The sequence below is a fragment of the Thauera butanivorans genome (assembly GCF_048398245.1).
Taxonomy (GTDB): Bacteria; Pseudomonadota; Gammaproteobacteria; order Burkholderiales; family Rhodocyclaceae; genus Thauera; species Thauera butanivorans.
Window position 1 is genome coordinate 1,737,448 of the sequence record NZ_CP183038.1, and the last position, 18,669, is coordinate 1,756,116.

Sequence of the window (18,669 nt, forward strand, 5' to 3'; positions counted from 1 at the left end):
TTCGAAAAAAAGCCTGCCTGATATGAATCAGCGCAGGCGTTCTAGTCAGGTAAAATAGAAGCCTTGAATTTACCTGAGTGCGATTAAGAAGTTATCTGAATATAGCTTGCGGAACACCGTCTGCGCAAGCTGCACCCAAGTCGGCGGCAGCGATGCTGCCACCCGCATTGGTACCAATGAAGCCCTTGCCAGTGGCCGCCGTCTCGAAGGTATCGCCTGCTGCAGCGCACGAACTATCATTCCATTGAACGGTATCGTTCCACTCACCGATGATTGCGCAGGTGATTTCCTCGACCTTCTTGCGGCCGGATTCGTGGCAAGCTGCTACCTGGACTAGATTGTAGTCAACCTCACATTGGATCGAAGCAAAAACACCCTTGGAGAGCGAAGGAGTCACAGCTTCGTCGAGAACGCTGCAGTCATCTTTCTCAATTTTCTCGCCGATTGCAATGTCAATGTTTTCAGGGGCTGCATATGTGCTTGCACCAAATCCCATGCCCAAAGACAAAAGAAGTGCGGTCAAAATCTTGTTTTTCATTTCGATAACTCCTTTTCTTACTTTTGGGCTGCAGCGAGAATTTTGAGCAGGTTCGTGGCATCGCTGTGGGCGGCAGTGTCATTCGCCTTGGCGCGATAATCATTGAACTGCGGAATTGCCACCGCGGCCAGAATGCCGATGATTGCCACGACGATCATCAATTCGATCAGCGTGAAGCCCTTTTGCACCTTTTTCATTTTGTGCTCCTGGTTGGTTGGAATGCCGAGGGTGTCCGGGCTGTAATGTGTCCGCCACCTTCTGGCTTTCCTTTCGCAACTGCCGTGCCAGTTTTTTCGCGTGAAATCCTTCACGCTTGTTCGGGTTTGGCACGGCGCGGAGCAGGGCATTGCGGCGCGCTGGCATGGGCGGGGCTGTGCCACGATGGGCGGGTGGCACAGGGACGGCGGGAGAGTCGAGGGAACCTGCTTGCGCGCATGAATAATCTTTTTGCATGTAATCGCGTTTGTCATGAAACCAGGATTGTGTGATGCCACCGCCGAGCCACGACCAGAACTTCAAGAACCTGATCCTCGACTACCCGCGCCAAGCCGGAGGCGCTGGCGTTCTTCGCCCCGGCCGACGATTGGCTGGACAGCCCCAACCTGGTTGCGCGGCTCAATCTGCCCAACATGGACTGGCCGCGGGACAAGAAGATCGAAGTCTACGCCCAGGCCATCCGAGGTCTGCTGACGCTCGAACCGAGTATCGAAAAACGCCTCAAATACATGGACTTCGTCGACATCTACAGTGCCCTTGACGATAATGAACGCCGGCTTTATGCCGAATGCTACCCGCAGGAGAACCGGAACATGGCTGGATTGACAGAGCGATTGCTGACCCAGGGCCGGCAGCAGGGAATTCAGCAAGGCTTGCTGCGCGGCCGTGAAGAAGGCCGTCAGGACGGCGAACGCGAGCTGCTGGCCCGCCAGCTTTCCCGCCGCTTCGGCCCGCTCGACACGCTGACCGCCGAACGCCTGCAGCGCGCAACCACGGCCGAGCTCGAACGCTGGGCGGACAACATCCTGGATGCGCGCACGCTGGAAGACGTTTTCGGCGCGAATTGATCTGGCGCGCGCGGCAGCCCCGGCGGAAGGGCGGTGCTAAACTGCCGCACCTGCAGGAGCCTGGGAAAAGCGGCATGGATTTCATCAACCTGAACACGGCGATTTCGCTGACCGGCCTGAGCAAGCGTACTTTGTGGCGGCGAATTGCCGATGGGGCCTTGCGGACGGAAGTGAATTCTGTTATCTCCCCCCCCCCTGCAAACCCACAGACCCGCGTCTGTCTCGATGATGCGCTGAAGCTGTCTCCGCTCGAGCTGGCAGCGGACGACCGTGCGCTGGTCCTTGCGGCGGATGGCGGGGATGCCGAGGCGCAGTGCGATCTGGGCCTGCTGTTATTGGGCCAGGGGCGTGCGGAAGATGCGCTGGGCTGGTTCGAGGCGTCGGCGCGGCAGGATTACCCCGAAGGAATGCACTGGCTCGGGCGCTGCCTGATCGCGGGGCAGGGCGCGATGGCGGACGAGAAGCGCGGCATCGATTTCATCGCCCGCGCAGCCAATCGCGGCCACGCCACCGCGCGGCGGATGATGCCTTTCCTGTACGACCCGGCGCGGCCGGCGTTGTCTCCCGCCGAACTGGATGCCGCGCTCGATGGTATCGAGCGCAAGCTGGTGCTGGCGGCGCTGGAGGAAACGGCGGACTAGGGGGCGGTGTGTAAGACATGGTTTCTGTGCGAGAGACGGTGTTTGATTGCTGAGATCATTGATACATAAAGAGTTTTCCTGTTAAATATAAATATTGTTTTTTACAGGAAAACCGTCGTGCAGGCACTGGAGCATCAGCAACGCCTCTTCATGGTCGAATCGGACCAGATATATCGCGCATGGCTGGACGCCTTGCATCATGCGCGCAGCTACCGCTATGGCATGCGCTGGGTCTCGTCGAAGGGGCGGCAGTACCTGGTTCGTTTGCACGACGCTCGTGGTAATGGCAAGTCACTCGGGGTGCGCGGTGCGGATACCGAGGCCTTGTTTGCAGCGTTCTCGGAAGGCAAGGAGAGGGCCGAGGCGCGTCTCGCATCGCTGGCTGCCCGAATGAAGGAGCAGGCACGGCTCAATCGGGCTGCGCGGCTGGGGCGTTTGCCGAACATCGTCGGCGACATCCTGCTCGGGCTGGCGGCGGCGCGGATGGAGCACGATTTTTGCGTCGTTGGTACGCATGCAATCCACGGTTTCGAAGCGATGGCCGGCGTGCATTGCCGCATGGAGCTGCTGGCCTCGGGTGATGTCGATCTGCTCTACGACCCGCGTCGGCAGCTTTCCATCGTCACCCGAAAGCTCGATGGGAGGGGTCTGCTCGGACTGCTCCGGAAAGTGGACCCGAGCTTCGCACCGTTGAACGACCAGCCTTTCCGTGCGGCCAACGACAAAGGTTTCATGGTCGATCTGGTGATTCCAGAGCGAGATCTTCGCGATGCAGCGGAAGTGACGTTCGGCCAGAACGATCTTGTTGCAGTCGAGGTTCCGAATCTGCATTGGCTGGTCAATGCGCCCAAGTACGATGCCGTCGCCGTGGCGGCCGACGGGCGGCCGGTGATGATGCGGGTACCCGATCCACGCGCCTTTGCCTTGCACAAGGCGTGGTTGTCGGAAAGGCCTGATCGGGAGCCGGTCAAGAAATCCCGCGATCGCGCACAGGCCGTGCTGGTCACGCAGATGATCCTGTCCTGGCTGCCCGCGTTCGAATTCGACCCTGCACGGCTGCGCTACTTCAGCGCGGAGATGCTGCAGCAGGCGCAGTCCGTACTCGGGCAGGAAGCGGACATTCGCCTGCCGGGCCTGACGTTCTGAAGCTTCACGCCTGCCGGTCTGCCGTTTCCCGGTTCTGCAGTTCCTTCGGCAGCGGGAAGGTGACTTTTTCCGGCACGCCGTCCAGGTTGCGCACCTGCCCGCCGCTGAGTTCCCTCAGGCGTTCGATGACTTCGGCGACGAGCACTTCGGGGGCCGAGGCGCCGGCGGTGACGCCGATGCGGCGCTTGCCTTCGACCCAGGCGGGGTCGATGCTGGCGGCGTTGTCGACCAGGTAGGCCGGCACGCCGCGCAGTTCGGCCACTTCGCGCAGGCGGTTGGAGTTGGAGCTGTTCTTCGAGCCGACGACGAAGACCACGTCCGCATGCGGGGTCATGAACTTGACCGCGTCCTGGCGGTTCTGCGTGGCGTAGCAGATGTCGTCCTTCTTCGGCCCCATGATGTGCGGGAAGCGTTCGCGCAGCGCGGCGACGATGGTGGCGGCGTCGTCCATCGATAGCGTGGTCTGGGTGACGTAGGCCAGCTTGTCGGGGTCGGCGACCTGCAGGCTGGCGACGTCGGCGGGGGTTTCGACCAGGTGGATGCCGGTCTGGACCTGGCCCATGGTGCCTTCGACCTCGGGGTGGCCCTTGTGGCCGATCATGATGATCTCGCGCCCTTGCTCGCGCATGCGGCCGACTTCGATGTGCACCTTGGTGACCAGCGGGCAGGTGGCGTCGAACACGCGCAGGCCGCGCCGTTCGGCTTCCTGGCGCACCGCCTGCGACACGCCGTGGGCGGAGAAGATGACGGTGTTGCCGGCGGGAACTTCGTCCAGTTCCTCGACGAAGATGGCGCCCTTGTCGCGCAGGTCGTCGACGACGAACTTGTTGTGCACGACTTCGTGGCGCACGTAGATCGGTGCGCCGAAGCGCTGCAGCGCGCGTTCGACGATCTCGATGGCGCGCTCGACGCCGGCACAGAAGCCGCGCGGGTTGGCCAGCAGGATTTCCTTGTCGCTCATGTTCTCGTCCCTGTCGGGGGTATTCAGGACACGCCGATCACTTCCACCTCGAAGCGGATGGATTTGCCGGCGAGCGGGTGGTTGAAGTCGATCAGCGCCGACTGTTCGTCGATCTCGCGCACCAGACCGGAATAGCGCGAGCCGTCGGGGGCGGTGAACTCCATGATGCTCATCGCTTCGATCTCTTCGTCGGGCATGTGTTCGCGCTTGACGCGTTCGATCAGCTCCGCGCGGTGCGGGCCGAAAGCCTGCTCGGCTTCGAGCTCGAAGACGTGGTGGGTGCCGGGCGCCAGGCCGATCATCAGCTGTTCCATCGCCGGCAGCATTTCGCCGGCGCCGAGCTGCAGCGTGGCCGGGGTGGCGTTGAAGGTGCTGATCAGCGGCTGGCCGTTGGGCAGCGAGATGCGGTAGTGCAGGGTGACGAGGCTGTTGGCCTGGACGGTCTGGCTCACGATGGCTTCTCCGGGGCCGGCGGGTGGCCGTGGCGGAACTGGCCCCACAGCATCAGCACCACGCCGACGGTAATGGCCGAGTCGGCCAGGTTGAACGCGGGCCAACTGTAGCCGGCGTAGTGGAAATGCAGGAAGTCCACCACCGCGCCATGCACCAGGCGGTCGTAGACGTTGCCGATGGCGCCGCCGATGATCATCGCGAACGCCGTCGGCAGCAGCTTCTCGGTGCGATGGCGCCAGATCTCGACCAGCAGCCAGCTGCAGATGATCAGGGCCAGTCCGGTGAAGAACCAGCGCTGCCAGCCACCGTGGTCGGCCAGGAAGCTGAAGGCCGCGCCGGGGTTGAACACCAGCACCAGGTCGAAGAAGCCGGTGACCGGCACCACCTGGCCGAGGTGCAGGCTGTCCAGCACCCATTGCTTGCTGAGCTGGTCGAGCAGCGCGACCGCGACGGCCAGCGCGAGCCAGGGCAGCATGGCGACGAGTCCCGGCGGCGAAGAAACCTTGTGCATGACGTGCGACGTGCGGGGCAGGGCGTCAGGCATGGTGGCGGGTTTCGCCGTCGCCGAACAGGTTGCTGACGCAGCGGCCGCACAGCGTCGGGTGCTCGGCATGCTTGCCGACCGATTCGACGTAGTGCCAGCAGCGTTCGCATTTCTGTGCCTCGCTCGGTGTGGCGACGATGCCTTCGTCCTCGACCCTGGCGGCTTCGCTCAGCGTGGCGGCCGAGGTCATGGTGACGAAGCGCAGGTCTTCGCCGAGGCTGGCCATGGCGTTGAACTTGTCGGCGGTCAGCGCCAGCGCGAGTTCGGCCTGCAGCGACGAACCGACCTTGCCTTCGGTGCGCAGCGCTTCGATGACCTTGAGGCCCTCGGCACGCACGGCGCGGATGGTTTCCCAGCGCGCGATCAGGCCGGCCTCGCCTTCCTGCGCCGGCAGGGCGTGGAAGGTGTGCAGCATGATGCTGTCGGCCTCGTCGCCGTCCTTCGGCGGGTTCAGGATGGCCCAGGCTTCCTCGGCGGTGAAGGACAGGATGGGCGCCATCAGCTTCAGCAGGGTCTGGGTGATGTGCCACAGCGCGGTCTGCGCGGCGCGGCGCGCCTGGCTGTCGGCGCCGGTGGTGTACAGGCGATCCTTCAGGATGTCGAGGTAGAAGGCGCCGAGGTCTTCGGCGCAGAACACCTGCAGCGCCTGCACGATGCGGTGGAACTCCATCCGCGCGTAGTCGGCTTCGGCCTGCTGCGCCAGCTTGCGGGTGAAGGCGAGCGCGTAGCGGTCGATGTCCAGCCATTGTTCCAGCGGCACCGCGTCGCGGCCGATGTCGAAGTCGGCGGTGTTGGCGAGCAGGAAGCGCAGGGTGTTGCGGATGCGGCGATAGACTTCGACGACGCGGTCGAGGATCTCCTTGGAGATCGACAGTTCGCCGGAGTAGTCGGTCGAGGCCACCCACAGGCGCAGGATTTCGGCGCCGAGCTTGCCGGTGACTTCCTGCGGCACGACGACGTTGCCCAGCGACTTGCTCATCTTGCGGCCCTGGCCGTCGACCGCGAAGCCGTGGGTCAGCAGGCTGCGGTAGGGGGCGTGGCCGTCGATGGCGCAGCCGGTCAGCAGCGAGGAATGGAACCAGCCGCGGTGCTGGTCCGAGCCCTCCAGGTACATGTCGGCGCGCGGGCCTTCGGGATGGCCGTCGTCGTGCGAGCCGCGCAGCACGTGCTTGTGCGTGGTGCCGGAGTCGAACCAGACGTCGAGGGTGTCGCTGATCTTGTCGTACTGCGCGGCTTCGGCACCGAGCAACTCGGAAGCGTCGAGCTTGAACCAGGCTTCGATGCCTTCCCGTTCCACGTGCTGGGCGACTTCTTCCATCAGTTCGACGGTGCGCGGGTGCAGCTCGCCGGTTTCCTTGTGCAGGAAGAAGGGGATCGGCACGCCCCAGTTGCGCTGGCGCGAGATGCACCAGTCCGGCCGGTTGGCGATCATCGCGTGCAGGCGGGCCTGGCCCCAGGCGGGGAAGAAGCGCGTGGCCTCGACGCCGCGCAGCGCGCGTTCGCGCAGCGTGGAGCCGTCGGCGACCGTCCTGTCCATGCCGACGAACCACTGCGCGGTGGCGCGGTAGATCAGCGGCGTCTTGTGGCGCCAGCAATGCATGTAGCTGTGGGTGATCCTGGCTTCGGCGAGCAGGCTGCCGACTTCGCGCAGCTTGTCGAGGATCGCCGGGCCGGCCTTCCAGATGTTCAGCCCGCCGAAGAAGGGCAGGTCGGCGGCGAAGCGGCCGTCGCCGGTCACCGGGGTGAGGAAGTCGTCGCTCTGCATGCCGTTGGCGCGGCAGGACTGGAAGTCGTCCAGGCCATAGGCCGGCGCGCTGTGCACGATGCCGGTGCCCGCCTCCAGCGTGACGTAGTCGCCCAGGAACACCGGCGACTCGCGGTCGTAGAACGGGTGGCGGAAGCGCACGTGCTCCAGCTCGGCGCCCTTCACCGAGGCGACGATGCGGCCGTCGAGGCCGTAGCGCTCCAGGCAGGCGGCGACCAGGTCGTGGGCGAGCAGCAGGTAGCGCTCGCCGGTGTCGACCAGCGCGTAGTCGAACTCCGGATGCAGGTTGAGCGCCTGGTTGGACGGGATGGTCCATGGCGTGGTGGTCCAGATCACCGCCAGCACCGGCTTGGCCAGCATGCCCACGCCGAAGATGTCGGCCAGGCGCTCGGGCTCCGCGCAGGGAAAGCCCACGTCGATGGCCGGCGACTGCTTGTCGGCGTATTCCACCTCGGCCTCGGCCAATGCCGAGCCGCAGTCGAAGCACCAGTTCACCGGCTTCAGGCCCTTGAACACGTAGCCGGCCTCGACCATTTCCGCCAGGGCGCGGATTTCGCCGGCTTCGTTGGCGAAGTTCATCGTCAGGTAGGGATTGTCCCAGTCGCCCAGCACGCCCAGGCGGATGAATTCCTGCTTCTGGATCTCGACCTGCTCGGCGGCGTAGGCGCGGCACAGTTCGCGCACCCTGTCGGCGGGCAGGTTCTTGCCGTGGGTGACTTCGACCTTGTGCTCGATCGGCAGGCCGTGACAGTCCCAGCCGGGCACGTAGGGCGCATCGAAGCCGGCCAGCGTCTTCGAGCGGACGATGATGTCCTTGAGGATCTTGTTCAGCGCATGGCCGATGTGCAGGTTGCCGTTGGCGTAGGGCGGGCCGTCGTGCAGCACGAACTTGGGCCGGCCGGCGCTGGCCTTGCGGATGCGCTGGTAGAGCTTGCGCTGTTGCCAGTCGGCAATCCAGCCCGGCTCGCGCTTGGGCAGGTCGCCGCGCATCGGGAAGGAGGTGTCGGGCAGGTTGAGCGTCTTGCGGTAGTCGGCCATGGCGGGAGGATCGGTGTCGTGGGTCTGTGGGGCGCGGGCAGTTTGCTTCGCGGGCGTCAGGCTTGCAGCCGGTCGGGATTGTCGGCCAGCCACTGGCGTGCGCTGTCGGCGTCGAGCGCGATCTGGGCGCGCAGCGCGTCGAAGGATTCGAATTTTCGTTCGGCGCGCAGCTTGTGCAGGAAATGGACGCGGATGTGGGCGCCGTAGCATTCCCGTGTCCAGTCGAAGAGATGCACTTCCAGCCGCGCGCGGCCGCTCGAGGTGGCGGTCGGGCGCACGCCGACGTTGGCGACGCCGGCGACAGGGCCGTCCGCCAGGCCTTCGACACTGACCGCATAGACGCCGGTGAGCGCCGGGCGGCGGTGCTTCATCTGGATGTTGGCGGTCGGGAAGCCGATCTGGCGGCCGAGCTTGTCGCCGTGGCCGACGCGGCCGGCGATGCTGTAGGGGCGGCCGAGCAGGCGCGCGGCATGGGCCAGGTCGTCCGCGGCGAGGGCGTCGCGCACAGCCGAGCTCGATACGCGCTCGCCAGCTGCCGCCAGCGTCGGCATGGACTCGACGGCGAAGCCGTGCTGCGCACCGGCCGCCTGCAGCATGGCGAAATCGCCCTGGCGGCGGGTGCCGAAGCGGAAGTCGTCGCCGATGAACAGGTGGCGCACGGCGAGGCCGCGTACCAGCGTGTCATCGATGAAGGCCTGCGCCGGCTGTGCGGCAAGGCGGGCGTCGAAGCGGCAGATGTAGGTCCGATCGACGCCGGCGGCGTCGAGCAGCAGCAGCTTCTCGCGCAGCGAGGCAAGGCGCGCAGGCGCATCGGCAGGGCTGAAGTACTCGCGCGGATGCGGCTCGAAGGTGAGCACCACCGCCGGCAGGCCGAGCGAGCGAGCCTTGTCGGTAAGCAGCTTGAGCAGCGCCTGGTGGCCGAGATGGACGCCATCGAAGTTGCCGATGGTGAGTACCGTGGCCGTGTCGGCATGCTCGGGAATCCCGCGAAAAACCCGCATAAGCGCCTGAAAAAGGCGCAATTATAACGGCAAAGCGCTGGCTTTGCCGATTCGGCTGCATGCCGGCGGCGGCAATCAACCCAGGCTGGCGACGCGGGCCGGCCCGGCCGGCGGGTTGTCCTGGAAGTAGCGCTTGATGCCGCGTAGCAGGGCGTTGGCCATCTTGTTCTGATAGGCCTCGTCGTTGAGCCGGCGCTCTTCCTGTGGATTGCTGATGAAGGCGGTCTCGACCAGTACCGAGGGAATGTCCGGCGCCTTCAGCACCGCGAAACCGGCCTGTTCGACGTCGCGCTTGTGCAGGCGGTTGATGCCGCCGATCTCGCCCAGCATGGCGCGGCCGAGCTTGAGGCTGTCGTTGATCGTGGCGGTCTGCGACAGGTCGAGCAGGGTGCGGGCGATGTGGCCGTCCTGGCGGGCGAGGTTGACGCCGCCGACCAGGTCGGCGTCGTTTTCCTTCTGTGCCAGCCAGCGCGCCGCGCTGCTGGTGGCGCCGCGTTCCGACAGCACGTAGACCGAACTGCCGTTGGCCTCGGGCTTGACGAAGGCGTCGGCGTGGATGGAGACGAACAGGTCGGCGCGCACCTTGCGCGCACGGGCGACGCGCTGCCCGAGCGGAACGAAGTAGTCGCCGTCGCGCGTCAGCACCGCGCGCATGTTCGGCTCGGCGTCGATCTTGCGCTTCAGGCGGCGGGCGATCGACAGCGTGACGTTCTTCTCGTAGCTGCCGGCCCGGCCGATGGCGCCGGGGTCTTCGCCACCGTGGCCGGGGTCGAGCACCACGGTGTACAGGCGCTTGACCGCCGGTTCGGTGCGGCGGGCGGTGCCGCGCTGCTGCGGCGCCGGGCGGGTGTTGGCGGTGCTGGCCTGGCTGCTGCTCTGCGCCGTGTCGCCGGCGGCGGCGTCCAGCGGCGAGTCCTTCATGATCAGCGCCAGCAGCGGGTCGTGCTCTTCGGTCGGGTGCAGGTCGAGCACCAGCCGGTGGCCGTAGTTGCCGACCGGCGCCAGCGTGAACACCTGCGGATTGATCGGCGCCTTCAATTCGACCACCACGCGGACCACGCCGGGACGGTTCTGGCCGGCACGGATCAGGCGGATGTAGGGGTCGGAGTCCAGCACCTTGGAGGGCAGGGACTGCAGCACGCTGTTCAACTGCACGCCTTCGAGGTCGACGACGAGGCGGTCCGGGTTCGGCACCAGCATGTGCGTGTAGCGCAGGCTGCTCGCGCCTTCGAGCGTGATGCGGGTGTATTCCGGCGAGGGCCAGACGCGCACCGCGAGCAGGCTGGCGGGCGCGGCGAAGCCCACCGGGCTGACCAGCAGCGCCAGCGTGGCGCCGGCAAATTTCAGCAGGCTGCGGCGGTCGGTGCCGCTGCGGCCGGCCCCGCCGGAGCTGCCAGTCTCGGAATTCAATCCGGTTCGGGCGCCGGGTTCGCGCCCCGTAATGCTCTCACCAGTTCGATCACGCATGTTCGCCCCGCATCCGTCCTTCCGTCGATCTCCACAAATCGCCCTGAATCCCGCGCGCCGAGCCGGATTTCGACGTCGGGAAGCGGCAAATGTGGAAGGGCCTTGTCCGGCCATTCCACGATGCACACGCCCTGATCGGCGAAGTATTCGTCCAGCCCTGCGTCCAAGTATTCTTCGGGCGAATTGAAGCGATAAAAATCAAAGTGATATAAGTCTAATCTAGAAACTACGTAAGGTTCAATCAAGGTGTAGGTCGGACTTTTCACCTTGCCTTCGTGACCGAGCGCACGGAGCAGCCCCCGAGTGAGCGTGGTCTTGCCCATGCCGAGGTTGCCTTGCAGCCAGATCTTCAGCCTCGGGCGCAGTACCTGGGCCAGCGCGGCGCCGAGGGCTTCGGTATCCGCTTCGGCCGGCAAGTGCGCGCGCAGGCAGGCGCCGTTATCATCGGCGGCGTTGAGCAACTCGATCATGGAATCCTCTTGTCGATGGTATCGATGGCGGTGAAAGACCTGGATTCAGGCTTGGACGTGGGACAGGACGACGGACCGGCTGCCACGCTGGACGGCGCTGCCATGCTGGCACGCATCCGCCAGTGGGCGGCGGAGCTGGGCTTTGGCGCCGTCGGTGTTGCCGGCGTGGACCTGGGCAGCGCCGAGCCCGGGCTCGCCGCCTGGCTGGAAGCCGGTTTCCACGGCGAGATGGATTATATGTTGCGCCACGGCATGAAGCGCGCCCGGCCGGCCGAACTGCAGCCGGGCACCTTGCGCGTGATCAGCCTGCGGCTCGACTACTGGCCCGGTGCGGCCGAAGCGCGGGCCGCGCTGGCCGACGGCACCCGCGCCTACGTGTCGCGCTATGCGCTGGGACGCGACTACCACAAGGTGCTGCGCAGCCGGCTGCAGAAGCTGGCCGAGCGCATCACCGCCGAAGTGCCGCACACCTACCGGGTGTTCACCGACTCCGCGCCGGTGCTGGAAGTCGAGCTGGCCAGCCGCAACGGCCTGGGCTGGCGCGGCAAGCACACCTTGCTGCTGGATCGCGGCGCGGGCTCGTGGTTCTTCCTCGGCGAAATCTTCACCGACCTGCCGCTGCCGGTCGATGAGCCGGTGCAGCCACGCTGCGGCCGCTGCACCGCCTGTATCGACGCCTGTCCGACCGGCGCCATCGTCGCGCCCTACCGCGTCGATGCGCGCCGCTGCATCTCCTACCTGACGATCGAGCTGAAAAGCGCGATTCCGGAGGAGATGCGGACCATGCTCGGCAACCGCATCTACGGCTGCGACGATTGCCAGCTGGTGTGCCCGTGGAACCGCTTCGCCAAGATGACGAAGGAACCGGATTTCGCGCCGCGCCACGGGCTCGACAGCGCCGGCCTGGTCGAGCTGTTCGCCTGGAGCGAGGCGGATTTCGCCGAGCGCACCGCCGGCAGCCCCATCCACCGCATCGGCCACGAGCGCTGGCTGCGCAACATCGCCGTGGCGCTGGGCAACGCGCCGACCACGGCGGAGGTGCTGGCTGCGCTGCAGTCCCGTGCCGACCATCCGTCGGCGCTGGTGCGCGAACACGTCGCCTGGGCGCTGGCGCAGCATGGCCGGGCGATGGCCGGCTAGGCGCCCCCGGCTAGAATCACCGCCCGTTGCCTTTCATCCCGGACCCGGACAGCCCATGCAAGACCGCCTCGAATCGCTCGAAACCAAGATGATGTCGGCCGAGGACCAGCTCGACGAACTGAACCGCACGGTGTGGCGGCAGCAGCAGGAGCTGGACCTGCTGCGCGAGCAGGTGCGCCACCTCGCCCAGCAGCTCAAGACCATCCAGCCCGGCGCACCCGGCCGGCCGGAAGACGAGATCCCGCCGCACTGGTGAGCGCCGGGGGGCGGAAGGCTTCCCGGGGCGAGAGAGAGATCATCGATTGTCCTGACGGCCTCAGATCAAGGCGCCGGTCACCGTCGCGAGGATGTCGCCGAAGGCGCTGGTCAGGATGACCACGATCGGCATGCCGTAGCAGAAGGTGTACATCGCACGGCGGATGCGCCGCGTGGCGGTGGGCAGCTCGAGGTAGTAGCCGCAGACGATGCGGACCTTGAGCCCCATCACCAGCGCGACCGCCACGGTGACGCCGAAGCCGTGGTCCTCGCCGCCGCCCAGCAGGGCGCCGCCCACGCTGAGCAGCACGAGGCCGAACCAGGCCAGGTCGAGTTTGCGGATTTCGCTCATGTCGCGTTCTCCGTTTTCATCGCAGCACGTAGAACAGCGGGAAGATCATCAGCCAGATGATGTCGGTGGTGTGCCAATACACCGCGAAGGATTCGAGGCCGGAGTATTCTTCGGCGGAATAGGTGCCGGTCGCGGTGCGCAGCATCACCCAGATCATGCCGAGCAGGCCCCAGAAGACGTGGATCAGGTGGTTGAAGGTCAGGTAATAGTAGGTGACGATGAACATGCCCGCTTCGCCGTTGAGGCCGTGGGCGAGGTTCCAGCGCACTTCGAACAGCTTGATCACCGGATAGCCGAGGCCGAACACGAAGGCGCCGATCAGCCAGCGCAGGCAGGCGCCTTGGCGGTTGGCGCGCATGGCGTGCACCGCGCGGGCCACGCACCAGCCGCTGGTCAGCAGCATCAGCGTGTAGCCCGTGCCGGCCAGCAGCGAAAGCTGCTCGGGGCCGGCGCGGAACACGTCCGGGTAATGGGCGCGGGCGATGAAATACACCGCGAACATCAGCGCGAACTCGGTGACTTCGCAGAAGATGCCCACCCACATCGCCTTGCTGCCGGGGATGCGGCCTTCGGCGGGCGGGGCGTGCGGCAGGACGGTGGCGGCGTATGACATGGCAGTGGCGCTGACGGCTCGGGGCGTGGATGACCGCGATCTTCCGCCGCTGCGGGCGCATGCGCCTTGACGCAGGGTAATTTGCGCCGCGCGGTGCGATACTTGCGGCCACTTTCAGCGGGAGTCGAAGAAATTGAAGAGGATCATCCTTGGCGCCATTGGCGCCGCATCGCTGCTGCCGTTCTGCGTGCAGGCCGAAACCGTCGGCGCCGTGGATACGGCGTTCAAGCTCATCGGCCGCAATCACCAGATCGTCGTCGAGGCGTTCGACGATCCGAAGGTGAAAGGGGTGTCGTGCTACGTGTCGCGTGCCCGCACCGGCGGCATCAAGGGTTCGCTGGGGCTGGCGGAGGATACCGCCGACGCTTCGGTGGCCTGCCGCCAGGTCGGCGAGATCAGCCTGACCGAGGCGCTCAAGCCGCAGGAGGAAGTGTTCTCCGAGCGTTCGTCGATCCTGTTCAAGAAGGTGCGGATCGTGCGCATCGCCGACGCCAGGCGCAACACGCTGGTCTACCTCGTGTATAGCGACCGGCTCATCGACGGCAGCCCGCAGAACAACGTCACGGCCGTGCCGCTACCGGCGGGCGTGCAGCTCAGGCTGCGCTGACGGATGAGATTTTTTACGTTTTCCCGACATCCGCTCGGGTAATCTGACGCGCCTGTTTTTCCGTCCATGCTTTCGCCCTGAGGAAAGAGCCCATCGTGTTCGTCTCCGACCGCCGCCAGCGCGCCCTGTACTGGTTCCTCACCTGGATCGTCCTTGCCCTGCACCTGGGCCGCTTCTTCGATTTCGCCGCACCGTCCGGGCTGCTGCTCCATCAGCTTGCGCTGGTCGGCAGCTACGCCTTGCTGTTCGTGGCGCCGGTATGGCTCATCGTCCATGTCGCGGGTCGTTTCGCCCCCCGGCTGGCGGCGGTGCTGGCGGTGGCGCTGGCCGGCGTCGTGCAGATCGCGCTGTTCGGCGATCACATGCTGTGGACGCTGTACGGCTTCCACCTCAACGGCTTCGTCTGGAACATCCTGACCACGCCGGGGGGCATCGCCGCACTGGGTTCGTCGGCTTCGACCGAGCGTGATTTCGCGCTGCTCGCCGCCGGCTTCCTCGTCCTGCAGATCCTGGTCTTCCTCGCCGCGCGCATGCTGGCGCGGGGTTCCGTGCCGGCGCCGCGGCTGGCATGGGTGCTGCCGCTGTTCCTCGTCGTCACCGTCGGTGAGCGCCTGGGCTATGCGGTGAGCCATTTCTACGGCTACACGCCGGTGCTGGAAAACGCCCAGCGCGTGCCTTTCTACCAGCCGCTGACGATGCGCGGCCTGTTCGAGAAGCAGTTCGGCTGGGAGCGTCCGCAGCGGCTCAAGCTGGCGACCGCCAAACTCGACGGCAGCCTGCGCTATCCGCAGGCGCGGCTGCGCATCGAACCGCCGGCCAAGCCGCTGAACGTCGTCTGGCTGGTCGCCGAGTCGTGGCGGGCGGACACGCTCGATCCGCGCGTGATGCCGCAGACCCATGCGCTGGCCGGGCGGGCGCAGCACTTCACCCACCATTTCTCCGGCGGCAACGGCACCCGCATCGGCGTTTTCAGCCAGTTCTACAGCCTGCCGGCGAACCTGTGGTTCCCGGTGCTGGATGCGCGCATCGGCAGCCCGCTGATCCAGGCGCTGCAGAGCCAGGACTACCAGATCAAGCTGTTCACCAGCGCGCGCTTCACCTACCCGGAGTTCGACAAGACCGTGTTCGTGGACGTGCCGCGCGAGCAGATGGTGGAGGATTCGGAAGGCGAAACCTGGATGCGCGACCGCCGCAACGTCGACCGCCTGATCGAGTTCGTCGACCAGCGCGATCCCTCGCGGCCGTTCATGACCTTCCTGTTCTTCGAGTCGCCGCACGCCAACTACAACTTCCCGCCCGAGTCGGTGATCGAGCCGGGCTATCTCGAAGATTTCAGCTATGCCGACATGGAACTGCGGGACAAGATCGGTGGCATCCACAAGCGCTACATCAACGCGGTTCACCATCTCGACAGCCAGCTCGGCAAGCTGATGGCCCACCTCGAACGCCGCGGCCTGCTCGAGAACACGCTGGTGGTCATCACCGGCGACCACGGCGAGGAGTTCATGGAAAAGGGCCGCTGGGGGCACAACTCCACCTTCGTCGATGAGCAGGTGCGCGTGCCGCTGCTGCTGTGGGTGCCGGGCCGGGAGCCTCGGCGCATCGATGCCCGCACCAGCCATGCCGACCTGCTGCCGACGATCCTGCCGCTGCTCGGCGTCACCAATCCGCCGTCCGACTACGCCATCGGCCACAGCCTGTTCGACCCGCAGCCGAATCGCGTGCTGCTGGCCGGCGACTGGGACCGCCTGGCCTTCCTGGGCGAGGATTACAAGCTGGTGCTGCCATTCGGCAGCACCAGCTTCACCGCGATACAGGTCAGCGGCGCGGACGACCGGACGCTGGGCGACGAATCCGCGGTGCTGCGCGCGACGCTGCCGACGGTGCAGGGCGAAATGGGACGGCTGCGGCGCTTCCTGGGACACTGAGGGCCGACCGGCACGGCCCTTGAACGGCGGGCCGTCGTTTGACGGGTTTCGCCCACGCTCCACCTGTGCGGCCCGACCCGTCCCACGAGCCTGGGGGAGTGGGTGTCAGCCCGCCAGCCAGCGTCCCAGCGCGGCGACTTCGGCTGGAACCCGTTGCGGCCTGCCGTCGAGCGCGATGCTTTCGACCAGGCGGGCGAGCACCGCTTCCAGCGGCAGCGAGGGGCCGAAATGCAGGGCTTCGCCGTGCCTGAAGATGGCCAGCGTGGGAAAGCTGTCGAGGTCGATGTCGCCGACGATGCCGGCATCGTCCTCGATGTCCGCCCACGCCGTCAGGATCTCGGGATGGGCTGCGGCGATGTGCTCCATTACTGGCCGGAATTCGCGGCAGGTGCCGCACCACTCCGCGCACAGCGCGATGACGACGAGCGTGCCGTCGGCCTGGCCGAGACGGCCAGGAAGGGTGTCGAGCGGAAGCAGGGCGGACATCGGCGGCTCGGTGGCGTAATGCTTGGGTGCAGTATAGGCAGGATAGGACGGCCCGGGCCATTCACTGCTTCTGCCAGCGGCGCAAAGTATTCGAAGGCGGACTCAATGGTGGGGCGAGTGGAGGTGCTTCTTCTCGGCCGCGGGCTTGTTCGGGAAGAAGCTGACCTTCTGCGCCACCACGGTGTCGCGCATTTTTGCGATGTGCGGCTTCATCGCACCGACGACGTGCATTTCGCAGCGCTTGCAGTCGAAGCGCAGCGTCAGCGTCTCGTTGCCATTGACCAGTTGCATCGGCTCGGGGCGGATGCCTTTCACTTCCTTCGGGCACAGGTTGAAGCTGTAGCGCAGGCAGTGCTTGGTGATCATCAGCGAGACTTCGTCGGTGCGCTGGTTCTCCTCGAACGCGGCGTCGATGAGCTTGACGCCGTGGCGGGCGTAGAAGGCGCGCGCCCTGTCGTTGAGCACGTTGGCGAGATAGCTCAGCGCGTCCTGCGGATAGGCCACCGGCGGTTCGACCGGCGCGGCGCGCGGTGGGCGCGGATGGGCGGCGAGGCGGGCGGCTTCCAGCCGCTCGACGGCATCGCGGCGCAGCGCGTTGAGCTGGCCGGCGGGCAGGAAGGGCAGCGCCGGCAGGTCGAGCGTCAGTGTGTCGAGCACGAACAAGGTGTTGCCGAGCTTGCCGATGTGCTCGCGCAGCGTCGTTTGGGCGCGCTCGGCATTCTGCGCCGGCTCGAAGGCGGCGGCGAGCGTGGCGGTGGCGCCGATGCCGTCCTCGTCGGTGAGCGTCAACGCGAAGCCGTCCTCGATGGCGGCAAAATGCGCATCGAGGCGGATGCGGCGCTCGGCGGATTTCTTCTCCAGCGCGCGTTCGAATTCGTGGTCGTGGTTGCGGAACACCGAAGTGCCGGGTACCAGCTCGGGCGGCAGCGCGTCGGCCGGGAAGATGCGGTCGATGCCTTCGCCGCCGCCATCGGTCTCGGCGCGGTTGACCCGCAGGCCGGCGAGTTCGCCCTTCGGGCCGTACCAGGTGAGGCCGTCGGCGTTGTGGATGGGCGCGCTGCGTTCGACGTCGAAGAACCTGCGGCCCTTGGTGTCGATCTTCGTCACCCGGCCGATCGGCTCGCCGACGAACTTGGGCGACTCGAAGGCCTCGATGCCGTGCCGGCGCTCGTTGGCGAAGTAGTCGGTGTAGCCGCGGTTGAAGGTCTTGTCGGCCTGCGGCGTGAACAGGAAGGTGGTGCGGCCGCTGGATGCGCGCCGGTAGGCCGGGCCGTCGGCCTCGGGATGCTCGATGATCTCGTCGAGCAGCGTGCGGTAGTGGGCGGTGATGTTCTTGACGTAGGACAGGTCCTTGTAGCGGCCCTCGATCTTGAACGAGCTGATGCCGGCCGCCGCCAGCGCGCGCAGGTTGGCGCTCTGGTTGTTGTCCTTCATCGACAGCATGTGGCGCTGGCTGGCGATGGTGTTGCCGTCCTTGTCCTTGAGGTCGTAGGGCAATCTACAGGCCTGCGAGCATTCGCCGCGATTGGCGCTGCGGCCGGTGTGGGCGTGGCTGATGTAGCACTGGCCGGAGAAGGCCACGCACAGCGCGCCATGCACGAAGTATTCGAGCTGGCAGGAGGTGGCGTCGGCGATCCTGCGCACCTCGGCCAGCGACAGTTCGCGCGCCAGCACGATCTGCGAGAAGCCGACGTCCTGCAGGAAGCGCGCCTTGCTGGCGTCGCGGATGTCGGTCTGGGTGCTGGCGTGGAGCTGGATCGGCGGCAGGTCGAGTTCGAGCAGGCCCATGTCCTGCACGATCAGCGCGTCCACGCCGGCGTCGTAGAGCTGCCGGATCAGCTTGCGTGCCGGCTCCAGTTCGTGGTCGAACAGGATGGTGTTGGTGGCGACGAAGACTTCGGCATGGTAGCGATGCGCATGTGCCGCCAGGCGGGCGATGTCCTCGACGCTGTTGTCGGCTGCCGAGCGGGCGCCGAAGGCCGGGCCGCCGATGTACACCGCATCCGCGCCGTGGTTGATGGCCTCGATGCCGAAATCGGCGGTCTTGGCCGGGGCGAGGAGTTCGAGGGTGTGGCGGGCGGGAGTGAGGCGAGAGCTCATGGTGCGCTTCGTCGGCGTTCGGCACGCAAACGCTTGATTGGAAAGGCCGCGATGATAGCAACAGGCTGGTGTGCTGACGAGCGGCTGGCCGTTGCGGAAT

20 protein-coding genes are annotated in these 18,669 nt (G+C 66.1%); 7 read left to right on the top strand and 13 right to left on the bottom strand.

The features are described from left to right. Window positions 1-91: 91 nt before the first annotated feature. Window positions 92-538 carry a hypothetical protein gene (locus ACNQFN_RS08380; RefSeq protein WP_418648531.1) on the bottom strand — a complete coding sequence of 149 codons (447 nt, stop codon included), beginning with the start codon at window positions 536-538 and terminating at the stop codon, window positions 92-94. 17 nt (window positions 539-555) lie between these two features. Beyond that, entirely contained in the window at window positions 556-735 is a 180-nt protein-coding gene (locus ACNQFN_RS08385; protein WP_418648532.1) for a pilin, read from the bottom strand. A gap of 432 nt (window positions 736-1,167) precedes the next feature. Here ACNQFN_RS08385 and ACNQFN_RS08390 point away from each other — a divergent pair, with 432 nt between their 5' ends. The 3 genes from ACNQFN_RS08390 (at window position 1,168) to ACNQFN_RS08400 (ending at window position 3,389) form a co-directional block, all read left to right on the top strand. After that, window positions 1,168-1,602, top strand: coding sequence for a DUF4351 domain-containing protein (locus ACNQFN_RS08390; protein ID WP_418648533.1), 435 nt, complete (start codon window positions 1,168-1,170; stop codon window positions 1,600-1,602). A 74-nt stretch (window positions 1,603-1,676) separates the two neighbouring features. Then, window positions 1,677-2,243 (top strand): hypothetical protein, encoded by a 567-nt coding sequence (locus tag ACNQFN_RS08395; protein ID WP_418648534.1) that lies wholly within the window; start codon window positions 1,677-1,679, stop codon window positions 2,241-2,243. A gap of 117 nt (window positions 2,244-2,360) precedes the next feature. Further along, the gene (locus ACNQFN_RS08400) at window positions 2,361-3,389 is read left to right on the top strand and encodes a GSU2403 family nucleotidyltransferase fold protein (RefSeq protein WP_418648535.1); all 1,029 of its coding nucleotides are present in this window, start codon (window positions 2,361-2,363) and stop codon (window positions 3,387-3,389) included. Between the two features lie 4 nt (window positions 3,390-3,393). On the opposite strand, the gene ispH is transcribed toward ACNQFN_RS08400, so the two are convergent. The 7 genes from ispH to tsaE all read right to left on the bottom strand — a co-directional run bounded on the left by ispH (window position 3,394) and on the right by tsaE (window position 11,088). Further along, window positions 3,394-4,350 carry a 4-hydroxy-3-methylbut-2-enyl diphosphate reductase gene (ispH, locus tag ACNQFN_RS08405; protein ID WP_418648536.1) on the bottom strand — a complete coding sequence of 319 codons (957 nt, stop codon included), beginning with the start codon at window positions 4,348-4,350 and terminating at the stop codon, window positions 3,394-3,396. Between the two features lie 23 nt (window positions 4,351-4,373). Further along, a complete protein-coding gene (locus ACNQFN_RS08410; RefSeq protein WP_418648537.1) occupies window positions 4,374-4,802 on the bottom strand; it encodes an FKBP-type peptidyl-prolyl cis-trans isomerase in 429 nt (142 codons plus the stop codon). Beyond that, on the bottom strand, window positions 4,799-5,347 hold the full coding sequence (lspA, locus tag ACNQFN_RS08415; protein WP_418648538.1) for a signal peptidase II: 549 nt from the start codon (window positions 5,345-5,347) through the stop codon (window positions 4,799-4,801). The genes ACNQFN_RS08410 and lspA overlap by 4 nt, the downstream gene beginning before the upstream one ends. Beyond that, window positions 5,340-8,150, bottom strand: coding sequence for an isoleucine--tRNA ligase (ileS, locus tag ACNQFN_RS08420; RefSeq protein WP_418648539.1), 2,811 nt, complete (start codon window positions 8,148-8,150; stop codon window positions 5,340-5,342). The genes lspA and ileS overlap by 8 nt, the downstream gene beginning before the upstream one ends. Before the next feature lie 56 nt (window positions 8,151-8,206). Next, window positions 8,207-9,151 (bottom strand): bifunctional riboflavin kinase/FAD synthetase, encoded by a 945-nt coding sequence (locus tag ACNQFN_RS08425; protein WP_418648540.1) that lies wholly within the window; start codon window positions 9,149-9,151, stop codon window positions 8,207-8,209. 75 nt (window positions 9,152-9,226) lie between these two features. After that, the gene (locus ACNQFN_RS08430) at window positions 9,227-10,618 is read right to left on the bottom strand and encodes an N-acetylmuramoyl-L-alanine amidase (RefSeq protein ID WP_418648541.1); all 1,392 of its coding nucleotides are present in this window, start codon (window positions 10,616-10,618) and stop codon (window positions 9,227-9,229) included. Beyond that, window positions 10,558-11,088, bottom strand: coding sequence for a tRNA (adenosine(37)-N6)-threonylcarbamoyltransferase complex ATPase subunit type 1 TsaE (gene tsaE / locus ACNQFN_RS08435; protein WP_418648542.1), 531 nt, complete (start codon window positions 11,086-11,088; stop codon window positions 10,558-10,560). The genes ACNQFN_RS08430 and tsaE overlap by 61 nt, the downstream gene beginning before the upstream one ends. Before the next feature lie 102 nt (window positions 11,089-11,190). On the opposite strand from tsaE, the gene queG reads away from it, so the two are divergent. Together queG and ACNQFN_RS08445 are read left to right on the top strand one after the other, a co-directional pair. Continuing rightward, window positions 11,191-12,228, top strand: coding sequence for a tRNA epoxyqueuosine(34) reductase QueG (gene queG / locus ACNQFN_RS08440; protein ID WP_418648902.1), 1,038 nt, complete (start codon window positions 11,191-11,193; stop codon window positions 12,226-12,228). A gap of 55 nt (window positions 12,229-12,283) precedes the next feature. Further along, window positions 12,284-12,484, top strand: coding sequence for a SlyX family protein (locus tag ACNQFN_RS08445; RefSeq protein ID WP_263459944.1), 201 nt, complete (start codon window positions 12,284-12,286; stop codon window positions 12,482-12,484). Window positions 12,485-12,544: 60 nt separating this feature from the next. On the opposite strand, the gene ACNQFN_RS08450 is transcribed toward ACNQFN_RS08445, so the two are convergent. After that, the gene (locus ACNQFN_RS08450) at window positions 12,545-12,835 is read right to left on the bottom strand and encodes a hypothetical protein (protein WP_418648543.1); all 291 of its coding nucleotides are present in this window, start codon (window positions 12,833-12,835) and stop codon (window positions 12,545-12,547) included. A 16-nt stretch (window positions 12,836-12,851) separates the two neighbouring features. Beyond that, window positions 12,852-13,448 carry a cytochrome c oxidase subunit 3 family protein gene (locus ACNQFN_RS08455; RefSeq protein WP_418648544.1) on the bottom strand — a complete coding sequence of 199 codons (597 nt, stop codon included), beginning with the start codon at window positions 13,446-13,448 and terminating at the stop codon, window positions 12,852-12,854. Between the two features lie 133 nt (window positions 13,449-13,581). Here ACNQFN_RS08455 and ACNQFN_RS08460 point away from each other — a divergent pair, with 133 nt between their 5' ends. Both ACNQFN_RS08460 and ACNQFN_RS08465 read left to right on the top strand, forming a co-directional pair. Then, window positions 13,582-14,055, top strand: coding sequence for a CreA family protein (locus ACNQFN_RS08460; RefSeq protein WP_418648545.1), 474 nt, complete (start codon window positions 13,582-13,584; stop codon window positions 14,053-14,055). 95 nt (window positions 14,056-14,150) lie between these two features. Beyond that, complete coding sequence (locus tag ACNQFN_RS08465) at window positions 14,151-15,983, top strand: sulfatase-like hydrolase/transferase (RefSeq protein ID WP_418648546.1); 1,833 nt, start codon at window positions 14,151-14,153, stop codon at window positions 15,981-15,983. Between the two features lie 105 nt (window positions 15,984-16,088). Here the strand turns inward: ACNQFN_RS08465 and ACNQFN_RS08470 are convergent, their stop codons facing one another. Together ACNQFN_RS08470 and ACNQFN_RS08475 are read right to left on the bottom strand one after the other, a co-directional pair. Next, window positions 16,089-16,469, bottom strand: coding sequence for a thioredoxin family protein (locus ACNQFN_RS08470; RefSeq protein WP_418648547.1), 381 nt, complete (start codon window positions 16,467-16,469; stop codon window positions 16,089-16,091). 102 nt (window positions 16,470-16,571) lie between these two features. Beyond that, the gene (locus ACNQFN_RS08475; protein ID WP_418648548.1) at window positions 16,572-18,569 is read right to left on the bottom strand and encodes a peptidase U32 family protein; all 1,998 of its coding nucleotides are present in this window, start codon (window positions 18,567-18,569) and stop codon (window positions 16,572-16,574) included. Window positions 18,570-18,669 lie beyond the last annotated feature (100 nt).